19 protein-coding genes and 2 pseudogenes are annotated in these 21,309 nt (G+C 68.8%); 2 read left to right on the top strand and 19 right to left on the bottom strand.

Going from position 1 to position 21,309, the window contains the following annotated elements:
* Nucleotides 1-26 precede the first annotated feature (26 nt).
* From LRS04_RS16040 to LRS04_RS28095, 12 genes and pseudogenes are all read right to left on the bottom strand, one after another.
* Complete coding sequence (locus tag LRS04_RS16040; protein WP_257817208.1) at nucleotides 27-1,433, bottom strand: long-chain fatty acid--CoA ligase; 1,407 nt, start codon at nucleotides 1,431-1,433, stop codon at nucleotides 27-29.
* Nucleotides 1,434-1,462: 29 nt separating this feature from the next.
* A pseudogene (locus LRS04_RS28105) lies at nucleotides 1,463-1,861 on the bottom strand (AMP-binding protein); the annotation flags it as partial.
* 68 nt (nucleotides 1,862-1,929) lie between these two features.
* Complete coding sequence (locus tag LRS04_RS16035) at nucleotides 1,930-2,478, bottom strand: flavodoxin domain-containing protein (RefSeq protein WP_257817207.1); 549 nt, start codon at nucleotides 2,476-2,478, stop codon at nucleotides 1,930-1,932.
* A gap of 110 nt (nucleotides 2,479-2,588) precedes the next feature.
* Nucleotides 2,589-2,681 carry a hypothetical protein gene (locus tag LRS04_RS28100; protein WP_374577221.1) on the bottom strand — a complete coding sequence of 31 codons (93 nt, stop codon included), beginning with the start codon at nucleotides 2,679-2,681 and terminating at the stop codon, nucleotides 2,589-2,591.
* Nucleotides 2,638-3,552, bottom strand: coding sequence for an NADPH:quinone oxidoreductase family protein (locus LRS04_RS16030; RefSeq protein ID WP_257819148.1), 915 nt, complete (start codon nucleotides 3,550-3,552; stop codon nucleotides 2,638-2,640). The genes LRS04_RS28100 and LRS04_RS16030 overlap by 44 nt, the downstream gene beginning before the upstream one ends.
* 17 nt (nucleotides 3,553-3,569) lie before the next feature.
* Nucleotides 3,570-4,118 (bottom strand): 3-phenylpropionate/cinnamic acid dioxygenase subunit beta, encoded by a 549-nt coding sequence (locus tag LRS04_RS16025; protein ID WP_257817206.1) that lies wholly within the window; start codon nucleotides 4,116-4,118, stop codon nucleotides 3,570-3,572.
* Nucleotides 4,115-4,990: an RHO alpha subunit C-terminal catalytic domain-containing protein gene (locus LRS04_RS16020; protein WP_374577218.1), complete on the bottom strand. Its 876-nt coding sequence runs from the start codon at nucleotides 4,988-4,990 to the stop codon at nucleotides 4,115-4,117. The genes LRS04_RS16025 and LRS04_RS16020 overlap by 4 nt, the downstream gene beginning before the upstream one ends.
* 504 nt (nucleotides 4,991-5,494) lie before the next feature.
* The gene (locus tag LRS04_RS16015; protein ID WP_257817204.1) at nucleotides 5,495-6,313 is read right to left on the bottom strand and encodes a hypothetical protein; all 819 of its coding nucleotides are present in this window, start codon (nucleotides 6,311-6,313) and stop codon (nucleotides 5,495-5,497) included.
* Complete coding sequence (locus LRS04_RS16010) at nucleotides 6,313-6,585, bottom strand: hypothetical protein (protein ID WP_257817203.1); 273 nt, start codon at nucleotides 6,583-6,585, stop codon at nucleotides 6,313-6,315. The genes LRS04_RS16015 and LRS04_RS16010 overlap by 1 nt, the downstream gene beginning before the upstream one ends.
* Nucleotides 6,582-7,427: an alpha/beta fold hydrolase gene (locus LRS04_RS16005; RefSeq protein ID WP_257817202.1), complete on the bottom strand. Its 846-nt coding sequence runs from the start codon at nucleotides 7,425-7,427 to the stop codon at nucleotides 6,582-6,584. The genes LRS04_RS16010 and LRS04_RS16005 overlap by 4 nt, the downstream gene beginning before the upstream one ends.
* Nucleotides 7,428-7,551: 124 nt before the next feature.
* On the bottom strand, nucleotides 7,552-9,279 hold the full coding sequence (locus tag LRS04_RS16000) for an AMP-binding protein (RefSeq protein WP_257817201.1): 1,728 nt from the start codon (nucleotides 9,277-9,279) through the stop codon (nucleotides 7,552-7,554).
* A 727-nt stretch (nucleotides 9,280-10,006) separates the two neighbouring features.
* Nucleotides 10,007-10,132, bottom strand: a pseudogene (locus LRS04_RS28095) (hypothetical protein); the annotation flags it as partial.
* Between the two features lie 212 nt (nucleotides 10,133-10,344).
* Here LRS04_RS28095 and LRS04_RS26990 point away from each other — a divergent pair.
* A complete protein-coding gene (locus LRS04_RS26990) occupies nucleotides 10,345-11,184 on the top strand; it encodes a hypothetical protein (RefSeq protein WP_308238158.1) in 840 nt (279 codons plus the stop codon).
* The gene (locus LRS04_RS15990; protein WP_308238157.1) at nucleotides 11,181-13,817 is read left to right on the top strand and encodes an indolepyruvate ferredoxin oxidoreductase family protein; all 2,637 of its coding nucleotides are present in this window, start codon (nucleotides 11,181-11,183) and stop codon (nucleotides 13,815-13,817) included. The genes LRS04_RS26990 and LRS04_RS15990 overlap by 4 nt, the downstream gene beginning before the upstream one ends.
* Before the next feature lie 135 nt (nucleotides 13,818-13,952).
* On the opposite strand, the gene LRS04_RS15985 is transcribed toward LRS04_RS15990, so the two are convergent.
* The 7 genes from LRS04_RS15985 to LRS04_RS15955 all read right to left on the bottom strand — a co-directional run bounded on the left by LRS04_RS15985 (nucleotide 13,953) and on the right by LRS04_RS15955 (nucleotide 21,282).
* Entirely contained in the window at nucleotides 13,953-16,262 is a 2,310-nt protein-coding gene (locus tag LRS04_RS15985) for a TonB-dependent receptor (RefSeq protein WP_257817199.1), read from the bottom strand.
* A gap of 239 nt (nucleotides 16,263-16,501) precedes the next feature.
* On the bottom strand, nucleotides 16,502-17,305 hold the full coding sequence (locus LRS04_RS15980) for an aldolase/citrate lyase family protein (protein ID WP_257817198.1): 804 nt from the start codon (nucleotides 17,303-17,305) through the stop codon (nucleotides 16,502-16,504).
* A 1-nt stretch (nucleotide 17,306) separates the two neighbouring features.
* Complete coding sequence (gene hpaH, locus LRS04_RS15975) at nucleotides 17,307-18,107, bottom strand: 2-oxo-hept-4-ene-1,7-dioate hydratase (RefSeq protein WP_257817197.1); 801 nt, start codon at nucleotides 18,105-18,107, stop codon at nucleotides 17,307-17,309.
* 116 nt (nucleotides 18,108-18,223) lie between these two features.
* On the bottom strand, nucleotides 18,224-19,030 hold the full coding sequence (locus LRS04_RS15970) for an SDR family NAD(P)-dependent oxidoreductase (protein WP_257817196.1): 807 nt from the start codon (nucleotides 19,028-19,030) through the stop codon (nucleotides 18,224-18,226).
* 10 nt (nucleotides 19,031-19,040) lie between these two features.
* The gene (locus LRS04_RS15965; RefSeq protein WP_257817195.1) at nucleotides 19,041-19,619 is read right to left on the bottom strand and encodes a 3-phenylpropionate/cinnamic acid dioxygenase subunit beta; all 579 of its coding nucleotides are present in this window, start codon (nucleotides 19,617-19,619) and stop codon (nucleotides 19,041-19,043) included.
* A 2-nt stretch (nucleotides 19,620-19,621) separates the two neighbouring features.
* Complete coding sequence (locus tag LRS04_RS15960) at nucleotides 19,622-20,950, bottom strand: aromatic ring-hydroxylating dioxygenase subunit alpha (RefSeq protein ID WP_257817194.1); 1,329 nt, start codon at nucleotides 20,948-20,950, stop codon at nucleotides 19,622-19,624.
* Nucleotides 20,947-21,282, bottom strand: a complete 336-nt coding sequence (locus LRS04_RS15955) for a non-heme iron oxygenase ferredoxin subunit (RefSeq protein WP_257817193.1) — start codon at nucleotides 21,280-21,282, stop codon at nucleotides 20,947-20,949. The genes LRS04_RS15960 and LRS04_RS15955 overlap by 4 nt, the downstream gene beginning before the upstream one ends.
* Nucleotides 21,283-21,309 lie beyond the last annotated feature (27 nt).

The raw sequence follows: 21,309 nt of genomic DNA, 5'->3' as shown, positions 1-21,309 counted from the left end.
GGTGCCTCAGGGTGAGCGGCATCGGCCTAGGCCCGGCCGGCGACGGGATACATCTCCGCCACGAGATCCTGGTAGAGGTCGATCAGGACCCGCCGCTTGAGCTTCAGCGTCGGCGTCATCGCCTCGTCCGTGGGACTGAGCTGTCGCGGGATGATCCGAAAGGCCTTGACGCCTTCGGCCCGCGACAGCTGGCGGTTTGCTCGCCAGACGGCTTCGGCGACCAGCGCCTGGGTGCTCTCCGCCGCGGCCAGCGCGGGGAAGTCGGTATACGGCTGCCCGGCCGCGGCCAGGGCCTGCTGCGCCACCGCGGCGTCGATCATGACGAGGGCGGTGACGTAGTTGCGGCCGTCGCCCACGGCCACGGCGTCGGCGATGACCGGCGAGGCGGCCTTCAACGCCCCCTCCACCTCGGACGGCGTGATGTTTTTTCCGCTGGACGAGATGATGATGTCCTTGATCCGGTCCAGCAGGATCAGCCGCCCCGCCTCGTCGAACCGGCCGACGTCGCCAGTGCGGAACCAGCCGTCGCGAAAGGCGTCGGACGTCTTGTCCGGCAGGTTGAGGTAGCCCGCAAAGACGTGTGGCCCCCTGACCAGGATCTCGCCGTCGGGTGCGAGCGTCACCTCACCGTGCGAAAACGGTCGGCCCACCAGGCCCGGCACGGTGCGGAAGTCCTGGTTCAAGGCGATCGTCCCGCACTCCGTCATTCCGTAGATGTCGTCGACGCGCGCCCCGATGGCGTGCAGCCACTGCCCGAGCTCCACCGGGAACCGGGCGCCGCCCGACATGAGCATGGCCACGCGGTCGAGACCGATAGCCGCGCGCAGGAGCCGCAGGGGCCCCTCCTGGTCCTGCCGCCAGACAGCCTCCGCGGTGTCCGAAAGCCGCCCCGCGGCGGCCAGATCCGCAGCAGCGACCGCCCGGCTCTCGGCGAGACGGATTTCGGCGCGGAGCTCCTCGGGCTGAACGGAAAGCCAGGCCATGGCCTGGGCATGGAGCTTCTCGTACACGCGGGGCACGGCGAGCATGAACTGAGGGCGCAGTCCGGGCATCGTGGCCAGGAGCTCGTTGGGTCCATCGACGAAGCAGGAGACCATCCCGCCGGCCATCGCCATATAGGTGAACAGCCGTTCGGCCACGTGGCAGAGCGGCAGGAACGAGGGCCGAAGCCAGCCCGCCTGCAGCCCGATCACCTCCGGCGCATGGGTCAGCTGGTAGACGATGTTGCCGTGGGTGATTATCGCCCCCTTCGGCGGCCCGGTGGTGCCCGAGGTGTAGATCAGGATCGCGGGCGAGGCGGGCCCGGCGGAGGCGCGCGCCGCCTGCAGCACGGCCGGTCGGGCCGCAATGCACTCACGGCCGGCGCGCCGCCATTCGGCCAGGCTGACGAACCACGGGTCGTCGGCCGGCGTGGCGGAGGACTCGATGACCACGACGGCCTCGACCCGGGGGCACTGGCGCGGGCGGCCTTCAGCTTCTCCACCTGTTCCGCGTCATCGACGAAGACGACGCGCGCGCCGCAGTCGTTGAGAACGAAGGCGACCTTATCGGCGGGTTCGGTGGGGTAGATTCCCGCGCAGACGATCCCGCAGGTCACCGCGCCCAGGTCGGCCAGCAGCCACTCGGCGCGGGTCCGCGCGAGAACGCAGATCGTGTCGCCGGGCTCGAGGCCAAACGCCAGGTTCCCGGCAGCCACCTCGTCCAAGTCGGAGGCGAACGCGGCCCAGGTGAGGTCGCGCCAACTTCCAGGCGTCCTCTGCCGGAAAGCCAAGGTGTCGCCATTCGCACGCGCCAGCGCCAGGAACACCTCGGCCACGTTCCGCCAAGTTCCCGCGCGGCTTTCCGGCGCCGCCGCCGCCATCCTGGCTTCCACCCTAACCTCCCGCCTTTTTTGATCCGGTCTTTCCCCCGCGCACCTGCGCCTCCCCGTCAAAGTCCTCGCAGCCAGGCCTCCAGCCAGGCGAGCGCTTCCTCGTCGGCGAAGGGCTGTATCGAGGCGTCGATGGTGCAGGGATCGCCCACGCGGCGGGCGCCGAGCTGTCCAAGGAGGGCGTCGACCTTCCAGGCGCCGCCACAGAATGTCGCGTACGTCCGATCACCGAGGCCGATGAGCCCGTAGCGCAGGTGGGACAGGTCCGGCCGTTCCGCGATCAGCGCCTGGTAGGTTTCGAGGAACCCGTCCGGAACGTCGCCGTCGCCGTGGCTCGCCACACAGGCCACGAGAACGTCGCTCTGCGCGAGGGCAGCGGCCGGATACTCCCCCTCCCCCACGAGGCATACCCGTTCGGCGCCACGAAGCGTCAGCCGCGCCGCGACCATTTCGGCCACGAGCAGGGCGTTCCCGGATTGGGTGGCCGCGATCACCGCGAACTGAATCGCGCCAAGCGGCGAATTCGCTGGCTCTGCCGCCGCACAGATACGGCCAGGCCCCTCGTTCAGGTTCATCGCCGCACGCCGCCGCAGATCGTCATAGGACACTTCCGTACCATATGAAGCAGAATTTGTCTTACAACGGAAGTCGCCATCGCCGAGTCCGAACGGGGCTGCGTATGGAGGTCCCGCGGCTGCCCGCAGGCGTGGCGCAGCGACTACAGGTCCAGGATCACCTTCCCGGTAGTGCGACCGCTCTCGAGCTCGTCAAGCGCCGCGAAGAAGTCGCTCACGGGATACCGGGCGCCAATGCGTGGACGGAGCTGGCCGCGGCCCGCGCGCTCTGCCAGCTCGGCCTGTACGGCGGTCACCAGGGGACGGTCTTTGACATAGTCCCAGTAGACCCCCCATCGCCGCCGCAGCCTTCACCAGCAGGCGGTTCGCGGGAAGCTGGGCCGGGGCGCCCGAGGCGAAGCCGATCAGCAGGATGCGCCCGCGCCATCCGAGCAGGCCGATGCTGTCGAGGGTCGTCTGGCCGCCGACCGGATCAACGACGAGGTCTACGCCGTCCGGGCACAGCCGGCGCACCTCGTCGGTCCAGCCGGACTCGCGATAGTTGATCAGAGCCTCCGCGCCATGGGCCTGGGCGATGGCGAGCTTCTCGTCCGAGCTGGCGGTGGCGATCACCCGCGCGCCGCCGGCCCTGGCAAGCTGGACCGCCGCCCCGCCGACGCCCCCGGCGGCGGCGTGGACCAGCACTGTCTGGCCGGGCGTCAGGCGGCCCTCCTGGAAAAGGGCGATGTGGGCGGTGGTGTAGGAGACCGGCAGCGCCGTCCCCTCCGCAAAGCTGAGGCCCTCCGGCAGCCGGATCAGCCGGCCTTCATCGACGGCGCAGTATTGCCCGTAGGCGCCGGTCCAGACCTGGGCGGCGACCCGATCGCCGGCCCGGAAGGTCGAGCCTGGCGTGGTGGCGACCACGACGCCGGCCAGTTCGGCCCCAAGCACGAATGGCGGCGCGGGCCTCAGCTGGTAGCGTCCGGCGATCATCAGGCCGTCGGCGAAGTTCAGGGCCGCCGCCCGCACCTCGACGAGCGCCTCGCCCGGCCGAAGCTCCGGGGCCGGCCAGGCGGTGTAAGCGAGCTGCGACCGGTCCCCGAAGCCGGACAGCACCCACGCCTGCATTTCCGACACCGCCGGCATCAGAGGAAGGTGTTGAAGTTCTTGGCCAGCAGCACCGACTGCGTGACGAAGACCTTCCGGTGGGCGAGCTTCAGGCCTGCCGGCGTCTCGCGCACAAGGTCCTCACGGCGCGCGCCCAGCCAGTTTTCCTCGTCCTCGTTGCGGTTGCGCAGGCTGATCACCACGGATCGGGCCAGCCATTCGCCGTCGAGCTCGGCGGGCTCCACCTCGATGTTGGTCACATAGTGGACGTGCCGCGTCGGCGGGTCCTCGCTCCATGCGGTGGCCTCCTTCCAGCGCGAAGCCCGCAACTTCAGCTCGGCAAGGCTGTCGTCGAAGTGAGCCATTCGGCCCGGCTCGAAGACGCCCTTGCTGTCGCGCCGGTAACGGGACTGCGGGACCGGCACCCAGAAGCGGAAGTCCTCGGTCATGAGGTCGAACCACTCGTCGTACCGCTGCTCGTCGAGCAGGCGCGCGTCCCTGTAGAGAAGCTGCTGCACGTCATGGACCAGCTGCAGGGAGGCCTGGCGCGCGCCGGCCGTGGGCGTTTCCAGCACGTCGACGCTCATTGGTCGGCTCCGGTACGGGCCGGCACCTCGGCCCAGCTGGCCGCGGACATCAGGTCGGCCCAGCGCTGGTAGAAGGCGCGCTGGTTGGCGTCGTTCAGCTGCACCTTGTAGACGGCGCCCGGGAACTCCTCGTGCTCGATCTTCGAGTCCATCCCCAGGCCGTAGTGCAGCTTCTGGCGGCGGGTGACGACGCCCGCGTTTGACCGGGTGCAGTGCTCCCAGTTCTCGCCGTCGTCGGATTCGAACATGCCGGTGGGCGAGAAGGTTCGCGAGACGCCGCGGCGATAGGCTTCCTTCAGCCGGTCGGGCATGTCCTTGTTCACCAGCACCCAGGTGTGCAGCTCGATCTCGTGCGGCCCCTTGGGGGTCCAGGTGCGCCAGGTGTTGAAGCCGGTCAGATAGGCCAGATTCGGGAACACATTGGACGAGCTCATCCCGCCGACCATGCGCGAGCGCAGCTTGCCCAGGCGCTCCGCGAAGCGCGCCTCGTTCTCCTTCAGGTATTCGACGACCTCCGGCTCCGCGAGGCCCATGGCGTTCCCGATCAGGTCGAGGCCGAACTCGGTGCCGTGGCCGTTGATGTTGGCCTGGTAGGATCGCTCGACATTGACCTTCACGTCCTTCTTGAAGATGGCCGCGGCGGCTGAGGCATGGGTCCAGCCCGCGTGATAGGCGTCGCCGACGAAGTTCTCCGCTGCGAACTTCCAGTTGCAGCCAAGCCGCGACTTGACGTTGCCCTCGATGAACTCCGTGCCTCCGGCATCGTTGTCCAGGAGCACGTCCAGATAGTAGCGATAGTCCCCAAGGTAATCGTCGAGCGAAGGGGCATCGGGATCGAACGTGGCAAAGACCAGACCCTTGTAGATGCCCACGCGCGCGCGATGCAGCCCCAGCTTCGACTTGTCGAAGGTGGCGCACTTTGAATATTGCTCTTCCTCGTGGGCGCGAGCAGGCCCCCGTCCAGCCCAAAGGCCCAGCCGTGGAAGTTGCAGGTGAACCGGCGGGTGTTGCCGGCCTCTGCGAAACACACCCGGTTCCCGCGGTGCGAGCAGGAATTCAGGAAGACGTTGACGTCCCCCCTTGCGGTCCTTCGCCGCGATCACCGCGTCCTGGCCGATGTAGGTGGTGACGAAGTCGCCGGGCTCGGCGAACTGCGACTGGTGCCCCACGAAGACCCAGCAGCGGGCGAAGATCCGCTCCAGCTCGAGCTGGTAGATGCCCTCGTCCCAGAAGATCCGCCGGTCGATCCATCCGTTGTCCACGTCGACCAGACGGTGGAAGTCGAGGTCTGCCGCGGGCGACGCGTGCCGCGCCTGTAGGGTGTCAGCCATTGGGATGTCCTCGAACCGATTGGATTTGTCCGGAAGGCCGCGGGTTCATGCCGCGGACCGAAGCTCGGCGAAGCCGAGGCCGGTGACGCCGCCCGGCCAAGCCACATAGTCAATCACCCGCCCGCCGCCTTGCGTGGCGCCCATGGCGCACAGCAACTGGCGGATCTCCAGTGCGCCATTGCCGCCGTGCTCGAGCACATGATCGTCGGACATCGCCATCAGGCTCTCCGCGTCGCCGCGCTCGACGGCGTCCAGGACGATCTTGTCGAACTCCCGGTTGATGCGTCCCATCTGCGGCAGCCCGACCCAGTGGCTGAGCCCGCCCGACCCGATCACCACCACCCGCTCCTTGCCGGGGAAGCTGTCGACCGCCCGACGGATGGAACAGCCGAGCGCGTAGGCGCGGCGCGGCCGGATCAACGGCGCGACGCCGGCAGCGAGGTAGACCGGCACCGTGGCGACCGACCCGTCCTCCGGCAGGCAGCGGCGGACCGGCACGCCGACGGAGTGGTCCACGGCCATGGTGCCGGCCGCCACCCAGTCGAATCCTTCGTCCTGCCCAACCTCCAGGATGTGCCTGGCCAGCGCCGGATGGCTGGCGATCGCACCGCGCGGGACCCCCGGGAGCGGATCGACCGGTCCCTGCACGTCGCCGATGCCGATGGCCATCTGCGGCAGGCAGTTGGGCCCGAACAGGATGTAGTGGTCCGCCCCGACGACGACAGCCGCGGTGGCGCCGAGCTCGACCACCCGCGCGCGGATGGCCGCATAGGCGGCAAGGGGCCGGCTGGCGTCCTCCTTCCTGGGATTGAGGAACAGGAGCGGGTCGTGAGACACCAGGAAACCGCCGACGATCTCAGCCATCAGGATCGCCCCTGCGCGTGGCCGGCCACCGCTTCCAGGTAATCCAGCAGCGTCTGTGGTCCGCGCAGGCACATCCACAGCCCGAGCGTCAGCATCGGGCTCACCCCGACGTCGAGCAACCGGCCCACGTCGAGGTCCTTCAGCATCGCCTGCTCGTCGGCCTCGAGCGCATAGCCAGCCACCGCGACGTCGGGCGTGGCGATGAACTGCTTCCGCACCAGGCTCTTGGTGGTGATGTCGTAGAGCGCCAGCTCGAGGCCGTAGACGCTCACGCGATGACCCCCTCGCCAACCCGGCGGGCCAGGAAGTCGCGCGCCAGCAGCACGAAGGCATCGGGCCGCTCGAGCTGCACCCAGTGGCCGCACTGGCCGAACAGGTGGAGCTCGCTGTCGGGGATATGGCGCGCGGCGTCCACCGCCACCTGCATGGGGATGACGATGTCCTCGCGGCCGTGCAGCATCAGCGTCGGCTGGGTGATGGTGGCGAGCCGCTCGAACGGCGCGCCCCGGACGATCACCGGCTGCCCGTCGGCCGGCTTGTCCGACATCAGCGCGCGCAGGGCGGCGTTGTCTGGGTGGCGCAGGCTCATCTCATAGCGCGTCCGCACCATCTCGTCGGTGATGATCGCCGGGTCGTGCGGGAACTTGGAGAGCACGTCGCGCATGTTCTCGAGCGAGGGCGTGTACCCCGTGCCCTGTTGCAGGGCGGCGGTCTGCTCGAAGCGACCGAAGGGCGTGCCCATCAGGATCAGTCCGCGCACCCGCGCCGGGTCTCGGAACGTGGTCGCCAGCGACAGACCGCCGCCGAACGAGTTGCCGACCAGGACGGCGGGGCCGACGTCGAGGGCGTCCAGGAAGCCGGTCAACTGGGCGACCCAGAGCTTGATGTCGAGGGCCTGACCGGCCGGCGTCTCGGTGAGGCCGAAGCCGGCCATGTCGGGGGCGAGCACCCGATACCCGTCGGCGAGCCGCGGAATCACGCCGCCCCAGTTCTCCCAGGCGCTGACGCCGGGGCCTGACCCGTGCAGCAGGACCACGGGCGGACCAGACCCGGCGTCGTGGTAGTGCGTGCGCACATCCCCGACCGAAATGAACGATCCCTGCTGACTCGCCACAGCGTGTCTCCCTGAAACCCGAATACCGCCCGTAACATTCGCTACCGTATGGTTTGAATGTCCCCGCCCGAGACCCTTGTCAACCCGTGGGCCGCACCGCGCGCAATCACAGGTGAGGCGGGTGCTAGCCGGCCGCGCCAGGCGCCGAGACGCCGGTAAGTTCGCGCTCGCGTTCGCGAAGGGCCTGGCGGGAGACCTTCATCGTCGGGGTGCGCGGCAGCTCCTCCAGGATCTCGAGGATCTTCGGCATCTCGACCGGCGAGAGCTTTCCGGCCATGTCGGCCTGCAGCTCGGCGAGCGTCAGCTGCGCGCCCGGTCTGAGCCGCACGACCGCCTTCACCGTCTCTCCGCGATAGAGGTGAGGGGAGCCGATCACCGCCGCCTCTGCGATCGCCTCATGCTCGACCAGGACGCTCTCCACCTGTGCGGGGTAGATGTTGTTGCCGCCCGCGATGATGACGTCCTTCAGGCGGTCGATGACGTACACGAAGCCTTCAGGGCTCACGTAGCCGACGTCGCCCGTCCTGAAGAAGCCATCGACGAAGAACACGGCGTTCTCGTCGTCCCGTTTCCAGTAGCCGCGCGTCACCTGCGGCCCGGCGAAGCACAGCTCCCCGGCCTCACCCATGGGCAGGCAGCGGCCGGGATCGTCCTTCGCACGTACCTGGATCCGCGTCCCTGGAAGCGGACAGCCGGTGGCCGCCTCGCCGCCTGGGACGGTCGGCATCCCGTAGACGACGGCAGGGGACGTTTCGGTCATGCCGAACAGGTTGACGATGGGTTGGCCGGTGATGGCCTGGAACACCCGCATCAGGTCCGGCGTGAGCGGGGCCGCGCCGCACTGGATCAGCTTCACGCGCGACCAGTCCACCGGGCGGCTCTCCATGAGGTCGCGCATGCCGACCAGCATGGTGGGGGTGAGCAGAAGAAGGCTGACGCGCCCCTCGTCGACCGCCTGAAGCAGGCCCGCGGGGTCGAAGCGCGGCTGTATGATGATCTCCCCACCGAGAAGCGTCATGAAGTTGAGGATCGGGCTGATCCCGGCGATGTGGGTCATCGGCGCCCCCACACACGTGGCCTCCACCCCGGCGGCGAGCTGCGGGTACCAGCTCTTCATCTGCTGGCAGTTCATCGAGAGGTTGGCGTGGGTCAACATGACGCCCTTGGGCGCACCGGTGGTCCCGCCGGTGTAGGCCAGCGCCGCCAGGTCGTCGGGCTCGACGTCCGCCGGGAGCGCCTCGGCCCGGGTGGCCAGCAGGTCCGACAGCCGCACGGCGGACGCGGCCTCGGCGGCCTCGGACAGCCGCGCGGGTTCGCGAACGTCACCCGCGTCGTGACGGGCGAGGATCAGCCGGGGGCGCTCGGGCTCCACGCGGGCCAGCGGCAGGAAACGGTCCCCCAGCTCGGGCTCGTCAGTGACCAGGATCGCCTTCACGCCGGCGTCTGCAGCCTGCTCGGCCAGCCGGGCCATGGGGTAGAGAGGGTTCATGCTCACCGCGACGGCGCCGATCCTCCACAGCGCGAAGTGGAGCAGCCCGAAGGCGGAGTGATTGGCCATGCAGTAGCCGACCCGGTCGCCCTTGCCGACACCCAGCCCGGCGAGTCCGGCGGCCAGCCGCTCCACCAGCTCGAGCGCCTCCGCATAGGTGACGGTGTGGCCCTGGAAGGTGAGGTAGGGGCGCTCGGGGAAATGCCGCTCGGCCCAGGCCAGCAGCTCGAACAGCGCGAAGGGCCGCAGCCGCTCCGCGCGACGCGCCGCCTCGCCATAGTGGGCGCGCCACGGCGCGGCCGCGTACTGGGCGGCGGCGTCCAGGCCGGCGAGCGAGGCGTCTGACGGGGTGGGTCGGGACATGCAGGTTTCCTCCGCCGGCCGTCCTGGGCGCCCCGATCGACCGCCCAGCCGTGGGGTCCCGGCGGAGCTGCAGCCGACGCGTGGACGCTAGCCCAGCCCGCCCGCCGGCACAATACGGATGCGTATTGCCCGGGTCAGCCGCGCGCCATCGCCGGCCGCGGCCGGACGGCGCTATCCTGCGCGCTTGGCAGTCGCAGAGGCCGCCTTGCGCCCCCGCCTGGGCGCGGCCGGATCGGCCCGTTCCGTCCCCCCTGCCCGTCGGCTGCGCCTGCACCACCGGTTCGTCGATGAGGAACTGCAGCAGGTTTTCCAGCCTCCCCCGCTGCGCCCGCTTGGCCTCATCGCGGAAGATGTTCCGCTCGCCCACGGCAAAGCCGAACAGCAGGGCGCCGCGCGCCTCCGCCTCCCGCTCGCCCAGGCCGCAGTCGCGGAACAGCTGCGAGAGGTAGTCCATGCGTTCGCGGTCGCATTCGGTGAGCACCGTTCTCACGCGGGCGTCGCGGCGAGCCCAGGCGCGCATCGCCACCTCCATGCGGGCCAGCGCATTGGCCGGCGACATATCGATGGCGATCTTGGAGAGCAGGTGCAGCTTTTCCACCGGGTCCTGCGCCTTGGCCTCCACGTAACGGATGACGTTCCGGGTGGAGTTGTCGCGCCAGTAGTCGATGACCGCCGCCAGCAGATCCTCCCGGTCCTTGAAGTGCCAGTAGAAGCTGCCCTTGCTGACGTTCAGCGAACGGGCGAGCGGCTCGACCGCCACCGAATCCACGCTCTGGTGGACGAGCACGTCCAGCGCCGCCTTCACCCAGTCCTCACGGTCCAGTCGCTTGCGCGGTTCCAGCCCGACGTTCATACGCCACCGTATTGACCGGCAGAAGCCTGCGACCTAGGCTCGCCGGAAGGCTGGAAGGCGCCGCGCGCCGGCTCCGCCGAAACCGAAACTCTCAAGAATAATCTCCAAGGACCTGGAGCTACCGCATTCCCGCCCTAGGGCTCCGCACTCGCGGAAAAACCATACGGCTCCGAATGTTCTGCGCCAGCGATTGAATTTCAAGGGCTTGTCGAATGCTGCAGAACGTCACCCTCGAAGACAAGTACGAACTCGACGAGGGACGTGTTTTCGTCTCCGGCACCCAAGCCCTCACGCGCGTGCTGCTGGCGCAGCAGCGGGCCGACGCCGCCGCCGGTCTGAACACCGCCGGCTTCATCTCGGGCTATCGCGGATCGCCGCTCGGCGGCCTCGACATGGCCCTGTGGCGGGCCCGTCGGCAATTGCAGGCGCATGGGGTCGTGTTCCAGCCCGGCGTGAACGAGGAGCTGGCCGCCACGGCCGTCTACGGATCGCAGCAGCTCGACTTCTTCCAAGGCGCCAGGTTCGACGGCGTCTTCGCCGCCTGGTATGGCAAGGGCCCCGGGGTGGACCGCGCGGGCGACGCCCTGAAGCATGGCAACCTCGCCGGCGCCCACCGTCACGGCGGCGTGCTGGTGTTCGCGGGCGACGACCATGCCGCCAAGTCCTCCACCACCGCCCACCAGTCCGAGCAGGCGCTCGCGGCCGCGCTGATCCCGGTCCTTTATCCGGCCAACGTCGAGGAATTCCTGGCGTTCGGCGCATTCGGCTATGCCCTCTCCCGCTTCACCGGGCTGTGGGCCGGCTTCAAGTGCGTGAACGACACCGCGGACGCCACCATGAGCGCCCGACTGGAGACGGTGCCGCGCGGCTTCCACACGCCCAACGACCTGGCCCTGCCGCCGGAGGGCCTGAACATCCTGGTGGGCGAGTCCCAGCTCAGCATGGAGCGCCGCACGGTCGAGTTCCGGCTGCCGGCGGCCCAGGCCTTCGCCCGGGCCAACAGCTTCGACAAGGTGATCTTCCAGGCGCCCCCGGCGGGCTCGGCATCGTGACGGCCGGGAAGGCCTACCTCGACGTGCGCGAGGCGCTGGCGGCGGCGGGAATCGACGAACGGCGCGCCCGCCAACTCGGCGTGCGCCTGCTCAAGCTGGGCCTGACCTGGCCGGCGGACGGCGAAACGATCCGCCGCTTCGCCGACGGCTGCGTCGAGATCCTTGTCGTCGAGGAGAAGCGGGCCTTCATCGAACCGCAGGTCAAGGAGGCGCTCTACCACCTCCCCGCAGATCGCCGCCCCCGCGTGTCCGGCAAAGGGACACCCGACGGCGCGCCCCTGCTGCCCGGCTTCGGGGAATTGTCGGCCGGACCGATCCTCAGCGCCCTCGCCGACCGGCTGGAGGCGCACGACCTGCTGGACGACGAGGCCCGGGCCCGCATCGCGGCCGTCCGGTCGCGCCGCAGCGACGTGGCGGCCTCACCTTTGACGGAGCACGCCCGCGCGCCGTTCTTCTGCTCTGGCTGCCCCCACAACACCTCCACAGTGGTGCCGGAGGGCAGCGTCGGCCTTTCGGGAATCGGCTGCCACGTGATGGCCGCGCTGATGCCGCACCGCAAGCATGCATGGCCTGTGCAGATGGGCGGTGAAGGCGCGAACTGGATCGGCGCCGCCCCATTCACCGAGACCCGGCACGTGTTCCAGAACCTTGGCGACGGGACCTATTTCCATTCTGGCGTCCTCGCCGTGCGCGCGGCGATCGCCGCCGGCGTCAACATCACCTACAAGCTGCTCTACAACGACGCCGTGGCGATGACCGGCGGCCAGCCGGTCGAGGGCACGCTCACCACCCTGCAGATCGCCCAGGAGCTCAGGGCGGAGGGTGCGGCCCGCGTGCTGATCATCGCCGACGATCCGGGTCGCTACGTCGCGGTCAGGGCACAGCTCGGCGACATCCCGCTGCACGGCCGCGACCGGCTGGACGCGATCCAGAAGGAGCTGCGCGAGGTGCCCGGCGTCACGGTGATCATCTACGATCAGGTCTGCGCAGCCGAGAAGCGTCGTCGCCGCAAGCGCGGCGAGTTCCCGGATCCTCCGCAGCGCGTCTTCATCAACGACCTTGTATGCGAAGGCTGCGGCGATTGCGGCGTGAAGTCGAATTGCGTGAGCGTCCAGCCGCTGGAGACCGAGTTCGGCCGTAAGCGGAAGATCGATCAGTCCTCCTGCAACAAGGACTTCAGCTGCGTTCAGGGATTCTGCCCCTCCTTTGTCACGGTGGAGGGCGGCAGGCCCCGCGCCCGCGCGCCGGCTTCCGGCCGACTGAGCGTCCCCCCCCTCCCCGAGCCCGTGCAGAGCCCGGGCTCGAGCTCGATCCTGATCACAGGCATCGGCGGAACCGGCGTGATCACCGTGGGCGCCGTGCTCGGCATGGCGGCCCATGTCGACGGCATGGGCTGCTCCATCGTCGACATGACCGGGCTCTCGCAGAAGAACGGGGCGGTCATGAGCCACCTCAAGATCGCCCCCAGCGTGGACGAGGTCTTCGCGGCGCGCGTGGACACCGCCTCGGCCGACCTGCTCCTGGCCTGCGACATGATCACGGCGGGCGGCGCAGAGGCCGCGCAGATGCTGCAGCGGGGCGTCACCGCCGGGGTGGTCAACAGCGACGTCACGCCCACCGCCGCCTTCACGTTCACGCGCACCATCAACTTCAACGAGGCGCAGACGGCGCGGAAGCTGCAGGACCTTCTCGACCCGCAGCGCAGCGTCTTCCTGCCGGCGACGGCGCTGGCGGAAGGCCTTCTGGGGGATTCCATCGCCACCAACATGATGGTCGTCGGCGCTGCCTGCCAGCTGGGACTGCTGCCGGTCCGCCGCACCTCGATCGAGGAAGCCATCCGGCTCAATGGCGTGTCCGTCGAGCAGACCCTGCTGGCGTTCTCCCTGGGGCGGTGGGCGGTGGTCGAGCCGGACGCCGTGGCGGCTCTGGCGGCTCCGGCGCCGACCGATGCGGCCAAGGGCTCAACCGCCCTTTCGCTGTCTCTGGACGAGGTTGTCGAGCGCCGGAGCGCGTTCCTCACCGCCTATCAGGACAGGCGCTACGCCGAAGCCTACGGCGCCTTCGTCGAGCGGGTGCGGCGGGCGGAGCAGGCCGTCACGCCGGGCGGCGAGGACCTGACCATGGCCGTGGCCCGCAACCTGTTCAAGCTGATGGCCTACAAGGACGAGTACGAGGTCGCCAGGCTCTACGCCAACGGCGAGTTCGCCGAGAAGCTGAAGGCCCAGTTCGAGGGCGACCTCAAGCTCACCTTCCATCTGTCGCCGCCGCTCATCGCCCCCAGGGACAAGGACAGCGGCCTGCCAAGGAAGCTCACCTTCGGCCCGTGGATGATGACCGGCTTCAAGGTGCTGGCCCGCCTGAAGGGGCTCCGCGGCACGCCGTTCGACCCGTTCGGCCGCACGCCGGAACGGCGTATGGAACGGCGGCTGATCGAGACCTACCGCGCCGACATGGAGCGGACGCTCGAGCACCTGACGCCGGCCAACATGGCGGTCGCCGTCAAGCTCGCCGGCCTGCCCGCGGAGATCTACGGTTACGGGCACATCAAGGAGACCCGCGCGGCCGAGGCCGAGCGCATGCGCTCCGACCTGCTGGCGGCCCTCACTGCCCCGCAGATCGTCGCCGCCGAATAGATCAGCCTGCCGGGGACGCGCCCAACCGGCGCGCCCCCGGCAGGCCTCCCGTTCCCCGCCAGAAAAACGGCCCCGGGCGTGAGCCCGGGGCCAGTCCTTCGCCGCCCGGAGGACGACGGGGCGGCGATGTCGCGCCTAGAAGCGGGTGGAGAGCTCCACCCCGACCTGCCGGGTGCGCTGGGTGTCGCGGAACCTGACGCCCGTGACGCTGGGCGCATCCGTCCCATAGTCGCTGTAGAGTTCGTCGGTGAGGTTCTTGCCGAACACCGCGAAGGTCCACCGCTCGTCGGCCGTCGAAAGGGCCAGCCGGGCGTCGAGCAGGCCGAACGCCTTCTGGATCTGCATCGGGTCGTTCGACAGGCCCAGGTTGGACTTGGTCCGATAGCTGTAGTTCGCCTGCGTGGTCAGCACGAACGATCCCAGCTCGGCGGTATGGCTGAAGCCGAGTGCAGCCGACCATTTCGAGTTCACGGGGGCGGGCTTGCCGGTCAGATCCTGGCGACAGACCGTGCCGGCCGGCGTGGCGAGGCGCTGTTCCACATAGCAGGCCGAGTTCGGGTAGCTGACCCAATAGGCGTCGCTGTACGCCAGCGCCCCGTTGATCCGCAGCGCCGACGTCGGACGCCACGTGAAGTCGGTCTCGAAGCCCTGCGCCCGCTGCTCGGCGGCGTTGCCGACGACGTAGCTGGTGCGGCCATCGAAGACGCTGACCTGCAGATCCTCGATGTCCATCCGGTAGATGGTGGCGCCGAAGAACAGGCGGCCATTGAGGAGGGTTCCACGATAACCGGCCTCATAAGAGGTCGCCTTCTCGGGCAGGAACTTCAGGGCGTTCCTGTCGGCGCCGGCATAGACCCAGTCGAAGCCGCCGGCTTTGGCGCCGCGGACCACCTTGGCGTAGAACATGCCGTTGTCGATTTCGTACTGCAGGCCGACTTCCGGCATGAAGTGCGATTCCGAGAGCTCCAGGTCCCGGAAGATGTGCGGGAAGCCGTAGACCCGGGAGTAGATCGACGGGACGCCCGGCGCCGGCGACTGCTCGATCGACGGGTCGGGGATGGTGGTGTTGATCCGCACCGAATAGGACCCCTGCTCGGCCTCCTTCTCGACGCGCATGTAGCGGCCGCCGACGTTCACCTTCAGGCTGTCGGTCAGCTGGTAGTTGGTGTCGAAGAACGCCGAATAGTTCGTGGTCTGCTGGTCCAGGTAGCTCAGGCGCGCGATGGGCGGCAGCGGCGCGCCGAACGGTGCGGGCTGGGCTGACAGGTTGAGCTTGTTCTGGGCCGAGGGGTTCAGATCGTCGCGCTGGTAATAGACGCCGACGATGTAGTTGAGCCGCTGGTCGCCCGTCGAGGTGAGCCGGAACTCCTGGCTGAACTGGCCGTAGTGCTCGTGGTGGTCGTAGTCGAAGATCGGCAGAGGGCTCATGTCGCCCTCGGTGTCCTGCGAGAAGCCGTACCAGGTGTAGGCCGTGACGGAGGTGATGGTGCCTAGCGCCACGTCATAGTTCACCGTCCCCTGGACGGCCTGGTTGTTCATCCGCGCCGTGTCCTGCGTCTTCCCGTTCTGCGGCGGGCCATTGCCGAACGCGCGCACGCGGTCGAACCGGAACTCGGTGACAGAGGCGTTGCCGATGTTGGCGGTGGCCTGGTTGGTCCCGCCCAGGCTGAGGAGCGAGTAGGAGTCGTACTTCAGCTCGATCGACAAGGCGTCCGTGGGCTCGAACTCGGCGATGATGCGCCCGGCCCGGTCGCGACGCCGCGGATCGTGGGTGACGCCGGTCGGACGGATGGTCTTCAGCCAGCCCTTGTCGAGATCCGCCACGTAGCCGGCGAGGCGGATACGGAACCTGTCGGTGACCGGCACGGTGACCCCGCCCTGCAGGACCGTCTCCTGATGCTGCGTCTCGTAGGTCGCCGAGAAGTCGCCTTCGAAGGTGTCACCCGGCTTGCGGCTGATGACGCTGATCGCCCCGGCGATGGCGCTGTTGCCATAGAGGGTCACCTGCGGCCCCCGCAGGACCTCGACCCGCTCCAGGTCATAGTAGGGAAAGCGCGATTGCTGGCCGCGTCCGGCATAGACCCCGTCGACGAAGCTCGCCACGGACTGTTCGAAGGAGGGGTTGCCGCCGGACCCGACGCCACGGATGAACGTGTAGGTGTTCACGCCTGCGGTGGTCTGCTTGAAGGCGGGAACCCGCATGGCCAGGTCGACCTGATTCACGATCTTCTCGTCCCGCAGGACCTCGCCGGTGACCGCCGCGACCGACACAGGAACGTCCTGCAGGGTCTCCTCACGCTTGCGGGCGGTGACGACCAGTTCCTCGAGCGCCACCGCGTCGTCGTTCGACACGGCTGTCTGGGCCGCGGCGCCCGTCACGACGCTGGTGAGGAGCGTGGCGCAGATCGCGGCGCTCGAGAGATAGGCCTGCCGTCGGAGCTTCATCAGATCCCCCCTTGGGTGCTGCGCGACCCTGTTTCGGGTTCGCTTGATTGACCGGACTACAACATACGCTGGCGTATCTTGCAATCATGTGATTCCGGCCGGGAGCTCTGCTCAACCATGCCGCAAGTTGTTCGATTTACTCGCCTTTCTTTGGCATTCAGGCAGACCGAAACCATCGCTGTCCGGTGGACGGCTATCCGCTTGAAACACTTCGTTTATGTCTGGTCAGATTTTTACCGTCATTCCGGAGGCGCTCTGACCGCATCCCCGATGCGACGCCGGAAGGCGCGCGCCAGGCGGTCGGCTCCGCGGGCGAGAAGGTGCACGTCCGCCCCGACCGCAACGAAGATGCAGCCCTTGTCCACGAGCGTGCGGGCGACGGTCTCGTCGACCGAGAGGGCGCCGATCGGCCGGCCCAGCGCGCGCAGGCGGCCGATGGCGTCATCGATGGCGGCGACGACCTCGGGATGTCCCGGCTCCCCGAGGTGTCCGAGATCGGCGGCAAGGTCGGCGGCGCCGATGAAGACCCCCTCCACACCCGGAGTCGTGGCGATCTCCTCGAGCCGCTGGAGGCCCAGGCGCGTCTCGATCTGCACCAGGAGACAGACCTCGGCGTCCGAGCGCTGCAGATAGCCCCCGATGCGCATCCAGCGCGAGGCGCGCGCGAGCCCCGCGCCGACGCCCCGTATCCCGACCGGCGGATAACGCACGGCGCGGGCCAGCAGCTCGGCCTGCGCGCGGCTCTCGACCATCGGCACGAGCAGCGTCTGCACACCGATGTCCAGCAGCTGCTTGATCGCGTCGGGATCACTCGAGCGGGGGCGCACCACCGGGTGCGTGTCGTAGGCGGCCAGCGCCTGCAGCTGGGCAAGGATGCTTCGCAGGTCGTTCGGGGCGTGCTCGATGTCGAGCAGCATCCAGTCGAAGCCGGCGCCGGCGCAGACCTCCGCGGCGAGCGCGTCGCCCATGACCGCCCAGAGGCCGATCTGGAGATCTCCTGCTGCAAGCCGGCCCTTGAACCGATTGGTGAGGGGATCTTGCATGCTAGACGAAGTGGCAGGAGATGGAGCCGAGCGGGCCGTATTCCACATGGAAGGTGTCGCCGGCCTGGATCGGCACGGCGCGGGTGAAGGACCCGGCGAGCACCACCTCCCCCGCCTCGAGCCGCTTCCCGAAGCGCGCCATCTTGTTGGCGAGCCAGACGATGCCGTTCGCCGGGTGGTTCAGCACCGCGGCCGCCACACCCGATTCCTCGATCTCGCCGTTGCGGAACAGCAGGGCCGAAACCCAGCGCAGATCGACCTCGTCGGGCCGCTTCGGCTGTCCGCCAAGGATCACGGCTCCGTTGGCCGCATTGTCGGCGATGGTGTCGAACACCTTGCGGGTCGCGCCGGTCTCAGGATCGACGCGCTGCACACGCGCATCGATGATCTCGAGCGCAGGCGTGAAATAGGCCGTCGCGTCCAGCACATCGAAGAGCGTGCAGTTCGGCCCTTGGAGCGGCGCCTTCAGCTGGAAGGCCAGTTCGACCTCGAGCCGCGGCTCGATGAAGCGGGAGATCGGGATCCGCGCGCCGCTCTCCAGCATCATGTCGTCGAGCAGGACGCCATGGTCGGGCTCATCAATCCGGGCGAGCTGCTGCATCGCCTTGGACGTGAGCCCGATCTTGTGTCCCCTCACCTCCCGTCCGGCGGCGAGTTTCAACTTCACCCACTGTTCCTGGACCGCGTAGGCCTGGTCGAACGTGATGTCGGGGTATTGCAGGGAAAGCTGTCGGACCGGCCGCCCCGTCCTCTCGGCTTCATCGAGCTGGCGGGCGACTTCAGCGATCTGCGCCTCATCCATGGTCCGAACGCCTCCTCCGGCGAGGGGCTTCCCCCGCATCACGAGCGAGCCAACCGGCCGCGCCACCATACAGTTATGTCTGGTTAAATGAGCCCCTGCGGGGTGTCAATCTGCAGCTAGAACGGGGCGATCGGACGGACGCCCACGCCACCGTCGCTGAGGATAAGCTGCCCCGTCACCGCACGGGAATCACGGCGGCTGGCGAGCAGGACATACAGGCCGGCGTGGTCTTCCGGTTCCTGGGCCAGCCGCAGCGGGTTGGTCTGGGCGATCCGCGCGGCGGAAGCTTCCCGGTCGGCCCCGAGCGTCCGCTGGGCCTGGCCGAGGCTCTCGGTTCCCCGCAGCTGGGTCAGCGTCCCGCCCGGTCCCACGCCGTTGACCCGGACGTCGGGCGCGAACTCCAGCGCCAGGCGTCGTAGGAGGCCCAGCACGGCGTGCTTGGAGGACACATAGAGGACGCCGCCGCCGCCGGCTTCCTGGCTCGCCACGGAGGCCGTGTAGACGAGGCTCCCGCGGCTCTCCGTCAGCGCTTCGCGGGCGGCGAGCGCCAGCAGCAGATAGCCCCGAACGTTGATCGCGTAGAGCTCGTCCATGGCGGCGACGAGGCTGTCGGGCGTGTACCGCGCCAGGGGGCGATGGAAGTCGAACACACCGGCGTTGCCGACGGCGACATCCAGGCGACCGAAGGCGCGACGTGCGGTGGCCACCGCGCTCTCGTGGGAGGTCCACTCCCGCACGTCGCCGACCACCGTGCGGATCCGGTCGGCATAGGCCTCCGCGAGCGATTCCAGTCCCTCGCCGTCGCGGTCGACGGCCACGAGGCCGCGGACGCCCTCTTCCATGTAGCGCGCGACGACCGCCCGTCCGATGCCCGTCGCCGCGCCCGTGACGATCGCCACCTGATCATCGAGACAGCCCGCCATGACATCCCTCTCAAAGGAAGACGTTGAGGTTCTTCGCGAGCAGGACCGTCTGGGTGATGCAGATCATGCGGCGCGCCAGCCGGAGCGCGCCTCCGGCGTCGCGCCGCAGCAGGTCGGTCCGGCGACCGGCGAGCCAGCTCTCCTCGGACTCGTTTCGACCACGGCAGTTCACGAAGGTGGAATAGACCCGGTACTCGCCCTCGGCCTCGGTGAGCTCCACCTCGATGTTGTTGATAATGTGGACGGCGCGCGTCGGCGGATCCTCCGCCCAGGCCGTGGCGTGCATGAACCGGGTCACGCGCCGGCGCAGGTTGAGCAGGTCGTCGTCGTAGAAGGCCATCCGTTCGATCAGCGGTCCGGCCGAGGCGTCGTCGCGGTAGCGGGCCTGCATCCCGGGCATCCAGTAATGGATATCCTCCGTCATCAGGCCCAGCCACTCCTCATACCGCTCCTCGTCCAGCAACCGCGCCTCGCGGTAGAGGAACTGCTCGACCTCGAAGACGAGGTCGCGGTCCGGCAGGGCCGGGAACTGTGGCGCCTTCGGCGACCGGATCATGTCCGCAGGGTTGGTTTCGGCAGCCTGGCTCACGATCAGCGCCCCCCCGGGACTTGCGACCAGTCCTCGGCGGCCAACAGGTCGAGCCACCGGCCGAAGAACGCCCTCTGGTTGGAATCGTTGAACTTCCTCTGGTGCACGTTGCCGGGAAGCTCTTCGTGCTGAACCTGGCTCCGCAGACCGAGCGCGTAGTGGAGCTTCTGGCGGCGCGCGACCACGCCGGCCGCCGTCCGCGTCACGTTCTCCCAGTTCTCCCCGTCGTCCATCTCGAGGGTCCCCGACGGCGAGAATGTCCGCATGACGCCGCGCCGGTACTTCTCCTTGATCGAAGAGGGGGCGTCCCTGTTCACGATGACCCAGGTGTGGAGCTCCGTCCGGTGCGGACCCCGCGGATTCCACGTACGGACCGTGTTCAACCCCGCAAGGAACGAGAAGGTCGGGAATAGGGTGGCCGAGCCCATCGCCCCCACCATCCGCGACCGCAGCTTTCCGAGCCGCTCCGCCACCAACGCCTCACGCTCGCGGATGTACTGGACGACCTCAGGCTCTCCCAGGGTCATGGCATTGCCCACCATGTCGAAGCCGAACTGCATGCCGTGGCCGTTGGCGTTCGCCTGGTAGACGCTGTCCTGCTTGGCCTTGCCGACGCCCGTGCCGAGCATGGCCACGGCGCCGGAGTTGTGGGTCCATTGGGCGTGGAGGGAATCGCCGACGAAGTTCTCGGCCGGGACCTTCCAGTTGCAGTCGATGACGGACTTGATGTTCCCCGGGAGGAACTCGGTCCCGCCCTCGTCGGTGTCCAGCAGGACGTCGAGATACCAGCGGTAATCGCCGAGGAAATCATCGAGGCTGGGCGCGCCCGGGTCGAAGGTCGCGAAGATCAGCCCCTTGTAGGAGGCGACCCTGGCCTGCACGAGGCCGAGCTCGGACTTGTCGAAGCCGGGACAGGTCTGTTCGTACACCTCCTCGGCCGGCATCCCCAGGAGCGCGCCGTCACGCCCGAACGACCAGCCGTGGTAGTTGCAGGTGAACCGTCTCGCATTCCCGGCCTCTGCGAAGCAGACCCTGTTGCCACGGTGCGGGCAGGCGTTGAGGAGCACCCGCACCTGGTCGTCGGCGCCGCGGGCGACGATCACTCCGTCCTCGCCGATGGTCGTGGTCAGGAAGTCCCCGGGCAGCTTCACCTGGCTCTCGTGCGCCACGAAGATCCAGCACCGCGCGAAGATGCGTTCGAGTTCGAGGCGGTAGATCGACTCGTCCCAGAAGATCCGCGGCGAGATCCGCCCCGCCTCCAGGTCGACCAGCTCGCGCAGCGACTGCGCTGAGGGACGGGCCCAGGCCTCGTCCTGGCACTCTGCGCTCATCCGGAAACCTCCTGGTCTGTCCGCGCGGCCCGCAGATCTGCGAAGACCACCCCGTCCACCACCTGCACCGGGAAGGTGCGGATGGGATCGGTGGCCGGGAAACACATGGGTCGGCCGTCGCGTACGTCGAACCGGCCGTCGTGCACCGGGCAGCAGAGGTCGTGCCCCTCCACCCAGCCCTCGCTGAGCGAGGCCTTGGCATGGCTGCAGCGGTCCTGGGTGGCGAAGAACGTTCCGTCGATCCGGCAGACGGCGACCGCCTCCAGGCCGTTCGGACGCACCCGGCGCACGGCCCCCTCCGGCACCTCGTCCGCAGCGATCAGCCGGGTCATCCCCTCTGTCGCCGCCCCATCGCCGCT

Origin of the sequence: Phenylobacterium sp. J367, from assembly GCF_024699985.1 — a bacterium.
Classification (GTDB): Bacteria; Pseudomonadota; Alphaproteobacteria; order Caulobacterales; family Caulobacteraceae; genus Phenylobacterium.
The sequence above is the reverse complement of the archived record's forward strand: the minus strand, read 5'-3'. Positions and strand labels throughout refer to the sequence as shown.